Raw genomic sequence first — 14172 nt, 5'->3', positions numbered from 1 at the left:
GCTCTTGCTCTGCTGGGCGTCCGGCGGCGAGAACGCCGGCGGCGGTGTGGGGGCGGAGGCCTGTGTGTTGGCGGCCTGTGTGCCGGAAGCCGAGGCGGCGGTGGCCGCCGTCAGCGAAGTCGTGGTCAGGGCGACCGCCGCCAGCACCGCGACGGCACCCGACCTCATTGTGGGATTCACTCTTGGTGACTCCTCTGTATGGGGGGTGAAGAAGCCCGAAAAAACGGGCCGATCCCCAAACTTTCACCAAGAGCACCTACAGAATACCCTCCAAATTTCTATAGCTCAGAAATATGGATCATTCCCAGAAAAAACCCCACCAGTGACGATATCCGGCGTTTGATATCAGGTATCTGGTATGGATCGGACGCTATGAAAAGCCACGATCACCGTTCGGCGAGTGCCCCGGTCGGGGCCTGGGCCAGGGAGTGTTGAAAAAATGCCGTCCCTCACGAGCGTGGATCCAGAAGGACGCATCGCGACGCGGAGGAGGAAACCCTTAGCTGAAGTCTACCTGTGAACTTCCGCGGGTAGGGCGGCGCCGACACCGCACCCGGGCCCGCGGAAGTTCCGATCCTGCGAGAAAGCTGCGCGACCTGCGCCATCTGGGCCACATCTGGGCCATACGCGGCAGGAAATGATGTGAAACACGACTTAAATGACGTCGACTCCGTCGAGGACGCCGAGGGCGTCGGGCACCAGGACTGCCGCCGAGTAATAGGCGGTGACGAGGTAGGACGCGATCGCCCTGTCGTCGACGCCGGCGAGCCGGACGGACACGCCCGGCTGGTACTCGTCCGGCAGCCCGGTGCGGTGCAGGCCGATGACGCCCTGGTCGTCCTCCCCCAGCCGCATGACGAGGATCGAGCTCAGCCCTCGGTCGCTGACCGGGATCTTGTCGCACGGCAGGATCGGCACGCCGCGCCACGCGATGACGGTGGCCGTCCCCGCCCGCACCGAGTCGGGATAGACGCCTCTGCTGTTGCACTCCCGGGCGAACGCGGCGATCGCCCGGGGATGGGCCAGAAAGCAGCGGGACTTCCTGCGCCGGCAGAGCAGCTCGTCGAGGTCGTCCGGAGTCGGCGGGCCGGTGCCGGTGCGGGTCCTGATGCGCTGGCGGGGGTCGGCGTTGTGCAGCAGGCCGAACTCGCGGTTGTTGACCAGCTCGTGCTCCTGCCGCTCACGCAGCGCCTCGATCGTCAGCCGCAGCTGCTGCTCGGTCTGGTTCATCGGCTCGTTGTACAGATCCGCCACCCGCGTGTGCACCCGCAACACCGTCTGCGCCACGCTCAGCTCATACTCCCGGGGCTCCAGCTCGTAGTCCACGAACGTCCCGGGCAGCGCCACCTCCCCCGCGTGCCCGGCCGCCAGCTCGATCGCCGCCTCGCCGTACCGGTTCACCCGCGGCCCGGATCGGCCATGACCGAGCCGGCTGGGGAGGGGACGGCCATAGGTGCGGCGCCGGTTCAGCCGGTAGACGCCGCCGGTCGCCTCCACCCACGGCAGCACCCGGATCAGATGGCGTGCGGTGATCTCCTGGGTCCGCGGCGGCGACTTGGCGGTCGTCGCCAGCTTCCGCGCGGCCGCGGTGTCCAGGCTCGTCCGTCCGTCCTCCATGAAGCCCGCCTCCGTACGGCCCGGCTCCGTACGGCCCGGCTCCGTACGGCCCGGCGGGAAGTCATCGGCTTCGGATGACCTCATCGTTCACCATCCTTCGCATCGCGTCCGTGACCGGCGACGGAACGATCCGCGCGGCGGCCATGCCCAGCCCGCCGAGGCCGCCCGGCCCGTTGCGGTCGCCCGGCATCGGTCCCCGTCCCGGCGGATGGGCCAGCTCCGACTCGTCGTACCGCCGGGTCCGGTCGTGCCACAGGTGGACGGCGGCCATCCAGGTCCGCATGCCCGTCACATAGCCGGACAGCGCCTCCCGGTCCGCCGGGCCGATGCCGTGGTCCTCGAACAGCACGGGCAGCTCGACCGCGGCCAGGTGCTCGAACTGCCGCAGCCGCGACTCCATCAGGTCGAGGACGATGCCCTCCGCCCGGCGCACGTCGCAGTCGAAGAAGCTCCGCACGACCAGGACGCAGTTGTGCAGCTCGCCCTCGAACTGGATCTCCTTCTGGTACGAGAAGACGTCGTTGACCAGGCAGGCGACGTCCGCCGCGGCGTTCTCCAGCCCGAGGAACGTGCGGCTCCGATAGATCTCCTCGGGAAGCCGCAGGCCGTGGGAGAGCCGCGTCAGCGCCCTGGTCAGATCACTCCCGAAGGTCCTGCGGCGCATCTCCATGTAGTCGACCGGATCGGGGATGCGGTTCTGCATGTGGTTGGCCAGCTCCCACAGCCAGCTCTCGGTCATGCTCTCCACCGCCGCCCGGAACGACCGCCGGCCGTCCATCGGCATGGCCCGTGCCGTACGGGCCCACAGGTCCCCGAGTGCGCGTTCCACCGGATTGGCCGGATCCGGCGGCGCGGCCTCCCCGGGTTCCAGCGGCATGAACGCCCGCAGCCGTTCGTGAAAAGCCCTGGCCCCGGCCATGTCGCCGGGCATGACGCCGAACGGGCCGAAGGCGACGGGGAAGTAGTCGTCGCCGTACGTCCCCCAGGTGAGCCACTCCGCCGACAACGTCAGCTGCTCCGCGGAGATCTCCGGGTCGATCGCGGCCGCGCAGAGCGCGAAGTCGAACCCCTCGTTCTTGCGCGCCGTCCACAGGCCTGGCCCCGGCACCCGCGGGACCGGGTCGTAGAACCCCATCCGCCCGGACCACTCCAGGCTCTCCCTGCGCGCCCGGTCCAGATGCGGGTTGAGCCGCATCTCGGACGCGAAGATCCGGGGGTGCGCGAGCGGCTCCGCCGGCTGGTACGGCACATGCGTGAAGCTCCTGATCCCGCCCGGTCCCAGGAGGCCCGGTCCCAGGAGGCCCGGCCCCGGGAGGCCCGGCCCCGGGAGACGCGGGGCGTACCACCCGGCGGCGAGCCGCGCGTTCGTGGACGAGGTGCCGAGCCCCGTGGGACCGCCCAGCACCTGCCCGCGGGCGCGAGAATCGGCCGGACCGTCCGTTCCGTTGCCGGAGCCGTTCATGTAGCGGCTGGAGCGCATGTGCCACTCATGGCCGCCGGACTGCCAGTCCTGCAGGCCTTTCACGTACGCGAGGACGGCCAGGCGCTCTCCCGGGTCGAGGGCGTGCTCCTCGAAGAGCGGCGGCAGCTCGGTGAGCGCCGTGTTCTCGAACTGGTGCAGCCGCGAGGTGAGCAGGTCGTTGACCGCGTCGGCCGCCTCCTGCGCGGACAGGCCGAGGAACCTCTCGAAGACCAGCACGCCGTTGCTGAGCTCGCCCTCCTCCTCGACCTCGCGCTGGTAGGAGAAAAGGTCGTTGCGCAGGTGGACCGCGTCGGCGAAGGCGTCCCTGAGCACCAGCAGCGGCCGGGCCCCGGCGACACGTACGGGGATCTCGGCCCCGACGGCGTGCTCCACGAGGTTCGCCGACCAGGGGGCGCCGCCGACCCGCCGCCGCATCTCGATGTACTCCATGGGGTTGGCGACACGGCCGGCGTCGATGTTCGACAGCTCCCACAGGGACTCGTTCAGCAGGTGCTCGGTGCTCTCGGCGAACCTGACCCGCCAGTCCATGGACATGCCCGGCACCGTACGGGCCCACAGGTCGGCCAGGCCCCGCTCGACCGGATTGGCCGGCTCGGGGGGAACCGCCGTGCCCGGGTCCCCGTACCGCACGGGCATGAAGGACGGGAGCCGGCCCAGGTACTCCCTGGCGCCGGCCATGTCCCGGCCGCGTTTGAAGGTCTCGAGGAAGTGGTCGTCGAAGAAGAACACCCACACGTACCAGTCGGTGATCAGGTCGAGCTCGGGCGCGGTGGCGTCGGGGTGGGTGTAGGCGCACATGAGCCCGTAATCCATGGCGTCGAGAAGCCGCTCGTCCCAGACGCCCAGGCCGGGGTCGAGCATGCCCATGTCCCATGCCCAGGCCTTCGTGTGGCTGCGCGCACCCTCCAGGTGGGGGTTGATCCTGGCCGGATGCGGCACGTAGAAGTCGGGTAGTTCGAAGGGTCGCATCATCGGTCTTTCGGCTCGTCCTCCTCCCGGGTTCCGCTAGCCGAGCTCAACGCTCTCCATGACACCCAGGGCGTCCGGCACCAGCACCGCGGCCGAGTAGTAGATCGTCACCAGGTACGAGATGATCGCCTTGTCGTTGATCCCCATGAACCGGACCGACACGCCCGGCTGGTACTCATCCGGCAGCCCGGTGCGGTGCAGGCCGATGACGCCCTGCTCGGCCTCGCCGGTCCGCATCGCCATGATCGAGCTCAGTCCGCGGTCGCTGACCGGGATCTTGTTGCAGGGCAGGATCGGCACGCCGCGCCAGGCCGGGACCCGGTTTCCGTGGTAGTCGACCGTCTGGGGGTAGAGGCCGCGGCTGTTGCACTCCCGGGCGAACGCGGAGATCGCCTTCGGGTGCGCCAGGATGTGGCTCGGCTCCTTCCACACCTTGGCGAGCAGCGCGTCCATGTCGTCCGGAGTCGGCGGGCCGGTGCGGGTGTGGATGCGCTGGCCCGGGTCGGCGTTGTGCAGCAGGCCGAACTCGCGGTTGTTGACCAGCTCGTGCTCCTGCCGCTCACGCAGCGCCTCGATCGTCAGCCGCAGCTGCTGCTCGGTCTGGTTCATCGGCTCGTTGTACAGATCCGCCACCCGCGTGTGCACCCGCAACACCGTCTGCGCCACGCTCAGCTCATACTCCCGGGGCTCCAGCTCGTAGTCCACGAACGTCCCGGGCAGCGCCACCTCCCCCGCGTGCCCGGCCGCCAGCTCGATCGCCGCCTCGCCGTGGGCGTTGAGCGTGCGCTCCGGGCCGTTCCGCCGCCGGTCCTCCAGATGCGCCCGCAGCTCGGCCGACTGGGCGAGGATCTCCTGGAAGGCCTGCCGGGTGAGGACCAGCGCCGTGCACCCGGTGACGGCCTTCGCGGTGAAGGCCCAGTCGGGCGCGTCCTCGGTCAGCATCCGGCCGCCGAGGTGGTCGCCGCCGCCCAGGACCTCGGTCACCGTGTCGGCGCCGTACGGACCGGGCTCGATCTTGTTGACCTTGCCGTGCGCGATCAGGATCACCCGGTCGGTGGGCATGCCCGCGGCGGCGAGCACGTCGCCCGGCTCGAACTCCCGCTGGCTGAACCTCCCGGCCAGCGCCTCCAGCGTGTCGGTGTCGTCGAAATCGCGCAGCGCGGGCAGCTCGCACAGCTCGGCGGGGATGACGTCGATGTCCGCTCCCGTGGAGACGAACGTGATCCGCCCGTCCCCCAGTGTGTAGCTGAGCCGCCGGTTGACCCGGTAGGTGCCGCCCAGCACCTGGACCCAGGGGAGCACGCGCAGCAGGTGCCGCGAGGTGATCTCCTGCATCTGGGGCACCGACTTGGTGGTCGTCGCCAGGTTCCGCGCGGCGGCGGTGCCGAGGCTCAGCTGCGGCTGCCCGTTCGAGGTGGTCGTCTCCGTCATGACCTGCACTCCTCTGCGTTGACGTGCCATGCGATCACGTGGGATGGGTTCGAGGGAATCCGCGCCGATGCGCGGGGATCGGTTATCGGGAGCGGTGGACGAGCCTGTCGGTCAGGGCGGCCAGCCCCTCCTTGACGTACGGCTCGATCGGCGCGGCGGCGAGCACGCGCAGCGCCTCGCCGGCCCGCTCGCCGATCATCGTCTCGACGTGGGCCAGCGCACCCGTGTCGATCACGATCTGACGTAGTTCCGCGGCGCGTTCCTCGGTCAGCTCCGGGTTGCCGTGCCAGGTCGACAGGTGGCGCGCGTCGCTGCCGGAGGCCCGTTGACGGGCGTGTGCCATGAGAAGGGTGTGCTTTCCCTCTCGGAGGTCGTCGAGCACCGGCTTGCCGGTCTCGGCCGGGTCGCCGAACATTCCGAGCACGTCGTCGCGCAGTTGGAAGGCCTCGCCCAGGGGCAGCCCGAACCGGGAGTAGAGATCGAGCAGGGACGGGGCCGCCCCCGCGAGGGCCCCGCCGATCTGCAACGGTCGCTCCACGGTGTATTTCGCCGTTTTGTACCTCACCACCGTGAGCGCCTCCTCCACCGTCGCCGGACCGCGCGACTGGGCGAGGATGTCCAGGTACTGACCGGCGATCACCTCGGTCCGCAGCCGGTCGAACAGGACGTGGGCGGCCCGCAGGCGCGACGGCTCGGCCCCGCTGCCGGACAGCAGCTCGTCGGACCAGGCGAGCGTGAGCGTGCCCAGCAGGATCGCCGCCGCCTGCCCGAACGAGGGACCCGCCGGCTCCCCGGACACATCGGCTCCCCTGCGTGAATCCCGGTGTGGGTCCGGGTCCGGGTGTGGGTCCCGGCGTGGGTCCGGGTGTGGGTCCCGGTGTGGGTCGCGGCCCGGGTCCGGGCGCAGGCCGGCGAGGCTGCGGTGCAGGGCGGGACGGCCTCGGCGCAACTCGCTGCCGTCCATGATGTCGTCATGGATGAGCAGGCCCGAGTGGCAGAGCTCGAGGGCCGCCCCCACGGTGATGATCTGCTCGTGGTCGCCGCCGCCCGCCCCCCGCCAGCCCCAGTAGCACAGCAGCGGGCGGACCCGCTTGCCGCCGCCGAGGATGAAGTTCCGCAGGAAGCGGTAGGCCGTCGCCACCTCGGGATCGGCGACCGGAGCCGAGTGTTCGTCGAGGAACAGGGCGAGCCGCCGGTCGACCAGCGCCCTCACCCGCTCCGCCGCCTCGTCCGGCGTGTCCTGTGGCGTCTTCCGTACCGCGTCCCCTGCCCTCTCGTCTCCTGCCCTCTGGTCCCCCGCCCGCTCGTCGGTCGCGTGACCGATCGACGCCTGGCCGGTCTCCACCGTCATCGCCAGTCCCCCTCAAGGAAGCCCGATGACAGGACGCTATCTTTTGGTCACGACGCGTTAAAGAAGCCGTTCCGGAGAGCGGAATGCGGAGGCGGAGTGTGGCCATACATGTCGCTGGGTAATCATGCACTCCGATGCCGAGAGCCGGAGCGTGCCCCGATCCATCCGTTAGGCGAACAGGACAGAATGCCGAGAGCCATCACCCATCAGGGAAAAGCGTCATATCACCCCACGCCGTTTCCACCGCCGCCGGCCTCGCCGCCGCCATCGACCGGCAGTCTGGAAAGGGCGACGGCGATTCTCACCTATTTGAGCGCGGCCGCCGGTCCGGTGGGACTGGCCGAGCTGTCCAGGAGGACCGGTCTGCCCAAGACGACCGCGCATCGCCTGCTCGGTGTGCTGTGCGCCACCGGGCTCGCGCAGCGGATCGACTCCGACTACACCATCGGCCAGAAACTGATCAACCTGGCGGGGCCGGGGCCGAGGATGGTCCCCGGCACGCGGCGCATGGTCCTGCCGCACCTGATCCGTCTCTACGAGGCGACCCGGCAGACCGTCAACCTGGCCGTCCCCCGGGGAATGGAGATCGCCTATGTCGAGCGGGTGTACGGGCACGGCCGGGTGAGCACGCCCTCCGACGAGGTCGACCGCGCACCGTTGCACTGCACCGCGGGCGGCAAGGTGCTGCTCGCGTTCAATCATGAGCTCCACGCCGCCTTCAGAGATCGCGGCGACCTGCCGCGGATGACCCGCCGCACGCTCATCGGCCATGCCGCCCTCGACCGGGAGCTCCACGTGGTCCGGCGGCGCGGCGTCGCCTATGCCAAGGAGGAGTTCGCCGAGGGCATCGTCTGCGCCGCCGCCCCCGTTTTCGGCCCGGACGGCAGGGTCGTCATGGCGATCAGCGTGGCGGGCGCCTCGCCCCGCGCCGTGTCGGCGGAGGTCGCGGACCTGGTCAGGCGGACCGCACACGCCATCTCGTCCGCCCTGGACCGGCCCTTTCCCGTCCTGGCGGTCCAGGCGACGGGGCGTACCCGCGCGGAGGGCCCTCCCATGTCCTTCCTCTGACGCATCGTGCTCCCACGCGCCCTCCAGCTCCTCGCGCTCCGCGTTCTCCGCACGCCGAGTCATGGTCAAACACCGCTCATGCCGGCACCGACGGCCTCACCTCGTGAGCCGGGCACGCCGTGGTCGGCGACGGGGAAGGGCGCGGGCAAGAGCAGGTAAAGCGCCTTCAGGCCGCATCCGGTGGGCTTTAGCGTCTCCTCGACCCGCCGCGCCGTACCGCTCCCGCGGACCCGCGGCCGGTCGTCGGGTGACCGGGGGCGGCCGAAGCTTCGCCCGCCATGACTCAAGGGGCAGGCGTGAGACGAGCGCGTGGAGCCGGGGCCGTGACCGTGGTGCTCATGATCCTGGAAGGATTCGTCCTCAGCGGCTGTGCGGCGCAGCCGCCCGTGCCGCGGGCCGCATCGTCGCCGGCCGCTCCGTCGCGAGCTACGAGCGCCCCGCCCGCGGCGGCCCCGCCATTGGCGCCCGGCGCCGCCGGGCCGCACCAGGCGGAGGCCCAGAAGCCGGTCGACGTCTACGCCGCCGACCGGCCCGGGATGCTCAGCCCCGTCGTCAAGGGCTTCCGCTCCCTCGTGTACGTGCCCAACAGCGAGAGCGGCACGGTCGACGTCATCGACCCGGAGACGTACCGGATCGTGCGGCACTTCCGGGTCGGGGCACTGCCCCAGCATGTCGTGCCGTCCTGGGACCTCAAGACGCTGTGGGTGAACAACAACCAGGGCAACTTCCTGACTCCCATCGACCCCCGGACCGGCAAACCGGGCCGCCCGGTGCCCGTGGAGGATCCCTACAACCTGTACTTCTCCCCGGACGGGAAGTACGCCATGGTCATGGCGGAGCGGAACAACCAGCTCGACCTGCGTGACCCGCACAGCATGCGGCTGCTGCACTCGCTGTCGATGCCCTGCCGGGGCATCAACCACGGCGACTTCACCGCCGACACCTCGGTCTTCCTGGCGAGCTGCGAGTTCAGCGGCCACCTGGTCGTGCTCGACTGGCGTACGCCCAGGGTGATCCGCCGCATCACCCTGGGCGGCACGAGCATGCCGCAGGATGTGAAGCTGTCGCCCGACGGCACCGTCTTCTATGTGGCGGACATGGCCCGGCACGGGGTGTGGCTCGTGGACGCGGCGACGTACAAGGTCATCCGGTTCCTGCCGACCGGGCGGGGCGCGCACGGCCTCTACGTCAGCCGCGACTCGCGCCTCCTGTACGTGTCGAACCGGAACGAGGGGTCGGTGTCCGTCGTGTCGTTCGCGAAGCGGAAGGTGATGGACGTCTGGCGGATCCCGGGCGGCGGCTCACCGGACATGGGCGGCGTGTCGGCGGACGGCACGAAGCTGTGGCTCAGCGGCCGCTACCACGGCGTCGTCTACGTCTTCGACACCCGGAACGGCAAGGTCATCCGCACCATCCGCGTCGGCGCCGGGCCGCACGGGCTGGCCGTGTATCCGCAGCCGGGCCGCTACTCCCTCGGCCACACGGGCATCTTCCGGTGACCGGCGGCGGCTCTGTCCGCCGCCGCTGATCCCCACGGACCCGGGCGGGAGCCTCATGCGCCTTCGGTCAGCCGGCGCGGTGGGAGCGGCGGGAGCGGGCCAGCGCCAGCCCGCCGAGGACCATGGCGATCAGCCCCACCGCCAGGTCCAGGTAGCCCCCGACTATGCCGTAGCCGGTGCCGGGACCGCCTTTGGCGGCGGCCACGACCAGCGCGCCGATGACCATGGCGACCAGCCCCGCCGCCAGGGCCACGACGGCCCCTCTTGTCCCGTTGCCGGTGCCGATGCGGCCGGTGGAGCGGGCCAGCGCCAGCCCGCCGAGGACCACGCCGACCAGCGCCAGCAGCGCGGCGGCCAGGGACCAGACGCGCCCGGCGGTCAGGGTGTAGGCACCGACGTCGCCGGGCTGGGCCAAAACGTGCGCGGCCGCCGGTGCGGCGAGCCCGAACCCGAGCAGGACGGCTACGGCGGCGGCGGCGAGCAGGTGACGGACGGACATGAGGTGCTCCTTCTCCTCCTACGACTGGACGTGAGCTGATCATGTCCGCTGGATCCACCGCCGGTCGTCCAGCGGACGCGGGCAATTCGCGCTGTGGCCGATGCCGTAGCCGGCTGCCGCCGATGCCGCAGGAGCCGTGAAGATACCGCGGGCGCGGTAGGCTGATGATCATCCCTGTGCAGGAGTCGTCCAGGCGGACGACGGGCTAGGGTGCGCGCATGAGCACAGGGCGGTCCGGCGTCCAGATGGGTGTCACAGACTGGGCGATCGCCGTCGGCGTGGCGGCGACCCTGCTGGTCACCGGGCTGTCCGGGCACCACTCCCCCACGGGTCTCGACCCGCTGGGCTACACGTTGTTCCTGACCGGTGGTCTGGCGCTGGCCGCACGCCGCCGGGCTCCGGTCACCGTGCTGGCCGTGACCGGGTTGTGCGCGCTGGGCTACCAGGCCATCGGTTTCGACGTACCCGCCGTCGCGTACCTGTTCGCGGTGTACGCGGCCGTGCGGGCTGGATATCGCGCCATGACGGTGGCGGCGAGCCTGACCATGCTGGCCCTTCTCCCCCTCGCGGCCCTGGCCTCGGGCCTGCACGACACGGGCGAGGTGTTCGCGCAGGCCCGAGGCGCCCTCGAGATCGCCTGGCTGATCGCGGCCGGCGCCGCCGGTGAAGCGCTGCGGCAGGCCGAGCGCCGGGCCGACGAAGCCGAGCGCACCCGGGAGGAGACCGCGCTGCGTCGCGCCGACGAGGAGCGGCTGCGCATCGCGCGGGAGTTGCACGATTCGCTCACCCACCAGATCTCGATCATCAAGGTGCAGGCCGAGGTCGCCGTCCACGTGGCCCGCAAGCGGGGCGAACAGGTGCCGGAAGCCCTGCTGGCGATCCAGGAGGCCGGACGCGAGGCGACCCGTGAGCTGCGCGCGACCCTGGAGGCACTGCGCGACGACGACACGACCCCGCCACGCGGGCTCGACCACGTCGCGGACCTGGTGGAACGGGCTCGGACGACCGGCCTGGACGCGACGCTGACGATCGAGGGACAACGGTATGACGTACCGGCCGCGCTGGGCCGGACCGTCTACCGGATCGTTCAGGAGGCCCTCACCAACGTCGCCCGTCACGCCGCCGCCACGACGGTGTCGGTCCGGATCGACTACCGCCCCGACGCCCTCGCGATACGCGTCGATGACGACGGCAGGGCCACGCCGGGCATCGCCCCGGTGCCCGGCGTCGGGCTGCTCGGCATGCGCGAACGCGTCACCGCCCTCGGCGGTCGCCTTCGGGCGGCGCCACGCGGCGAAGGCGGCTTCACCGTCCGCGTCGAACTTCCCACAGAACGGACGTCATGATCCGTGTCCTGCTGGTCGACGACCAGCCGCTCCTGCGCAGCGGATTCCGCGCGATCCTCGACCTCGAAGACGACATCGAGGTGGTGGCCGAGGCCGCCGACGGGCTGGAGGGCCTGGCTCTGGCCCAACAGCACCTGCCCGACGTCGCGCTCATCGACATCCAGATGCCGGTCGTCGACGGCATCGAGATGACCCTCCGCGTCGCCGCCGACCCGGCCCTGGCCGGGGTGCACGTCGTCATCCTGACCAACTACGGCCTGGACGAATACGTCTTCGACGCGCTGCGCGCCGGCGCGGCCGGATTCCTCGTCAAGGACATCCTGCCGGAGGACTTCCTGCACGCCGTACGCGTCGCCGCGCGCGGCGACGCCCTGCTCGCACCGTCGATCACCCGCAGGCTGATCAACCGGTACGTCACCCAGCCGCTCCACAACGGCGCCGGCCCCGGGCTGGACGAGCTGACCAACCGGGAGCGCGAGGCCGTCGCGCTGGTCGCGCGGGGCCTGTCCAACGACCAGATCGCCGACCACATGGTGATCAGCCCGCTGACCGCGAAAACCCACATCAACCGGGCCATGACCAAGCTCCACGCCCGTGACCGCGCGCAACTCGTCGTCCTCGCCTACGAATCCGGCCTGGTAGCCCCGCACAACGCGTCGGCTTCCCCGCCGTAGGCGACCCGAGCCGGCAGGCAGATCAGGTGCGCCGGCACGTCCGCGGGCTCTGGCCGGTACTTGGCCGCGTCTCTGCCGAATCAACTGCTGAGCACGCCCCCCGCATTGCATGATTATGTACTGGTCTGTATATACTTTTACTCGTGTCCAAGGTGCTCACCTCCCTGCCTGTCGGTGAACGTGTCGGGATCGCCTTCTCCGGCGGCCTCGACACCTCGGTTGCGGTCGCGTGGATGCGCGAGAAGGGTGCAGTGCCGTGCACCTACACCGCCGACGTAGGCCAGTACGACGAACCTGATATCGCCTCGGTGCCCGGGCGGGCCACGACGTACGGCGCGGAAGTCGCCCGTCTGGTCGACTGCCGCTCGGCCCTCGTGGAGGAGGGTCTCGCGGCCCTGACCTGCGGGGCCTTCCACATCCGCTCCGGTGGCCGCGTCTACTTCAACACCACCCCGCTCGGGCGGGCCGTCACGGGCACCCTGCTGGTGCGCGCGATGCTCGAGGACGGCGTGCAGGTCTGGGGGGACGGCTCCACCTTCAAGGGCAACGACATCGAGCGGTTCTACCGTTACGGCCTGCTCGCCAACCCCTCCCTGCGAATCTACAAGCCGTGGCTGGACGCCGAGTTCGTCGGCGAGCTCGGCGGGCGGGCGGAGATGTCCGAGTGGCTGCTCGCCCGCGGCCTGCCCTATCGGGACAGCACGGAGAAGGCCTACTCCACAGACGCGAACATCTGGGGTGCGACCCACGAGGCCAAGGCGCTCGAGCACCTCGACGCGGGCGTCGAGATCGTCGACCCGATCATGGGCGTACGGTTCTGGGACCCCGCCGTCGAGATCGCCGCAGAGGACGTCACGATCGGCTTCGAGCGGGGACGGCCGGTGACGATCAACGGCAAGGAGTTCCCCTCCGCCGTCGACCTGGTCCTGGAGGCCAACGCCATCGGCGGCCGGCACGGCATGGGCATGTCCGACCAGATCGAGAACCGGGTCATCGAGGCCAAGAGCCGGGGCATCTACGAGGCGCCGGGAATGGCGTTGCTGTTCACGGCGTACGAGCGGCTGGTCAACGCGATCCACAACGAGGACACCCTCGCCATCTACCACGCCGAGGGGCGGCGGCTGGGCCGGCTGCTGTACGAAGGCCGCTGGCTGGACCCGCAGGCGCTGATGATCCGCGAGTCGCTGCAGCGCTGGGTCGGGATGGCGGTCACCGGCGAGGTGACCCTGCGGCTGCGGCGCGGTGAGGACTACTCCATCCTGGACACCTCCGGACCGGCGTTCAGCTACCACCCCGACAAGCTCTCCATGGAGCGGACCGAGGACTCCGCCTTCGGACCGGTCGACCGCATCGGCCAGCTGACCATGCGCAACCTCGACATCGCCGACTCTCGCGCCAAGCTGGAGCAGTACGCCAGGCTCGGCATGGTCGGCAGCCCGCACCAAACCTTGATCGACGTCGCGGACGCGGCCTCGACGAAGCTGATCGGCGCGATGCCCGAGGGCGGAGCCGAGGCGATCGCCTCCGGCGGAGAGATCCCCGTCGACGACGTGCTGCTCGACGCCGCCGCCATGGAGTCCGGCACCGACTAGTCTGACGCGCCTTGGGAAGCGGCCCCCGGCCGGTCATGGTCGGGGGCATGCTCGGGGATGGTCACCGGTGCGGGCCGTCCAGGACCTGGGCCACGATCGCGGCCGCGACCGCCTCCTCGTCGCGGCCCCGGTTGGCCTCGATGACCTCCCGGATCCGCGCGGCCATACGCCTGTCGGCCTGACCGGAGTCGCCGATGTGCCGCCCGGCCACGGCGACGGCGGCCGCGAGCTCGTAGGCCTCGGCCGGCCCGAGGCCCTGCGGGTCGACCTCGACGAGGACGCGGGCGCCGTTCTTCGGCGAGACGCGGACCCGCCACCGTCCCGATGGGCACGAGACCGACAGGCTCTCCTTCCGCAGCGACGGCGGGAACAGGACGACGGCCATCCTGCCCGCCGCGGCGAGCACCCGCTCGGCGAACCGCCGGATGTCCTTCTTGGCGACGACGATCTTTCCGGTGCTGTTGATGACGCTGACGCAGTCACCGTGGTCGGCCACGGCGATGCGCTCGCCGTCGACCTGGTCGTAGATGGCGCTCATGCGGCGGGGATTCTCCATGGGAGACGAGGAGACGGCCGTGATCTTGCGAATTCTCGCACACAGGCGCCGGAAGCAGGCCTTTTCACATTCGTGATCTTGCAGTTT

12 protein-coding genes are annotated in these 14172 nt (G+C 70.5%); 5 read left to right on the top strand and 7 right to left on the bottom strand.

The features are described 5' to 3' along the window. From Mth01_RS17950 to Mth01_RS17930, 5 genes are all read right to left on the bottom strand, one after another. Positions 1-180, bottom strand: a 180-nt coding sequence (locus Mth01_RS17950) for a hypothetical protein (RefSeq protein ID WP_204017019.1), incomplete at its 3' end; no start/stop codon positions are given. 474 nt (positions 181-654) lie between these two features. Further along, entirely contained in the window at positions 655-1617 is a 963-nt protein-coding gene (locus Mth01_RS17945) for a family 2B encapsulin nanocompartment shell protein (protein WP_204017030.1), read from the bottom strand. Positions 1618-1678: 61 nt separating this feature from the next. Next, positions 1679-4072 (bottom strand): terpene synthase family protein, encoded by a 2394-nt coding sequence (locus Mth01_RS29800; RefSeq protein WP_239089777.1) that lies wholly within the window; start codon positions 4070-4072, stop codon positions 1679-1681. A gap of 33 nt (positions 4073-4105) precedes the next feature. Next, positions 4106-5500, bottom strand: a complete 1395-nt coding sequence (locus tag Mth01_RS17935; protein ID WP_204017018.1) for a family 2B encapsulin nanocompartment shell protein — start codon at positions 5498-5500, stop codon at positions 4106-4108. A gap of 82 nt (positions 5501-5582) precedes the next feature. Beyond that, positions 5583-6851 (bottom strand): polyprenyl synthetase family protein, encoded by a 1269-nt coding sequence (locus tag Mth01_RS17930; protein ID WP_204017017.1) that lies wholly within the window; start codon positions 6849-6851, stop codon positions 5583-5585. Positions 6852-6959: 108 nt separating this feature from the next. Here Mth01_RS17930 and Mth01_RS17925 point away from each other — a divergent pair, with 108 nt between their 5' ends. Beyond that, positions 6960-7919 (top strand): IclR family transcriptional regulator, encoded by a 960-nt coding sequence (locus tag Mth01_RS17925; RefSeq protein WP_308440810.1) that lies wholly within the window; start codon positions 6960-6962, stop codon positions 7917-7919. A gap of 296 nt (positions 7920-8215) precedes the next feature. Continuing rightward, the gene (locus Mth01_RS17920; RefSeq protein ID WP_204017015.1) at positions 8216-9418 is read left to right on the top strand and encodes a YVTN family beta-propeller repeat protein; all 1203 of its coding nucleotides are present in this window, start codon (positions 8216-8218) and stop codon (positions 9416-9418) included. Between the two features lie 67 nt (positions 9419-9485). Here Mth01_RS17920 and Mth01_RS17915 read toward each other — a convergent pair whose 3' ends face one another. Further along, positions 9486-9917, bottom strand: coding sequence for a DUF6223 family protein (locus tag Mth01_RS17915; protein WP_239089776.1), 432 nt, complete (start codon positions 9915-9917; stop codon positions 9486-9488). Positions 9918-10135: 218 nt separating this feature from the next. Between Mth01_RS17915 and Mth01_RS17910 the strand changes: the two genes are divergently transcribed. The 3 genes from Mth01_RS17910 (at position 10136) to argG (ending at position 13529) form a co-directional block, all read left to right on the top strand. Beyond that, positions 10136-11263, top strand: a complete 1128-nt coding sequence (locus Mth01_RS17910; protein WP_204017014.1) for a sensor histidine kinase — start codon at positions 10136-10138, stop codon at positions 11261-11263. Continuing rightward, on the top strand, positions 11260-11937 hold the full coding sequence (locus Mth01_RS17905; RefSeq protein ID WP_204017013.1) for a response regulator: 678 nt from the start codon (positions 11260-11262) through the stop codon (positions 11935-11937). Before Mth01_RS17910 ends, Mth01_RS17905 begins: the two co-directional genes overlap by 4 nt. Positions 11938-12080: 143 nt before the next feature. Beyond that, positions 12081-13529 carry an argininosuccinate synthase gene (gene argG / locus Mth01_RS17900; protein ID WP_204017012.1) on the top strand — a complete coding sequence of 483 codons (1449 nt, stop codon included), beginning with the start codon at positions 12081-12083 and terminating at the stop codon, positions 13527-13529. 61 nt (positions 13530-13590) lie between these two features. On the opposite strand, the gene Mth01_RS17895 is transcribed toward argG, so the two are convergent. Then, positions 13591-14067 carry a hypothetical protein gene (locus tag Mth01_RS17895; protein ID WP_204017011.1) on the bottom strand — a complete coding sequence of 159 codons (477 nt, stop codon included), beginning with the start codon at positions 14065-14067 and terminating at the stop codon, positions 13591-13593. Positions 14068-14172 lie beyond the last annotated feature (105 nt).

This window comes from Sphaerimonospora thailandensis (genome assembly GCF_016863115.1).
In the GTDB taxonomy this organism is placed as follows: domain Bacteria; phylum Actinomycetota; class Actinomycetes; order Streptosporangiales; family Streptosporangiaceae; genus Sphaerimonospora; species Sphaerimonospora cavernae.
This window is presented reverse-complemented; position numbering and strand designations above follow the sequence as displayed.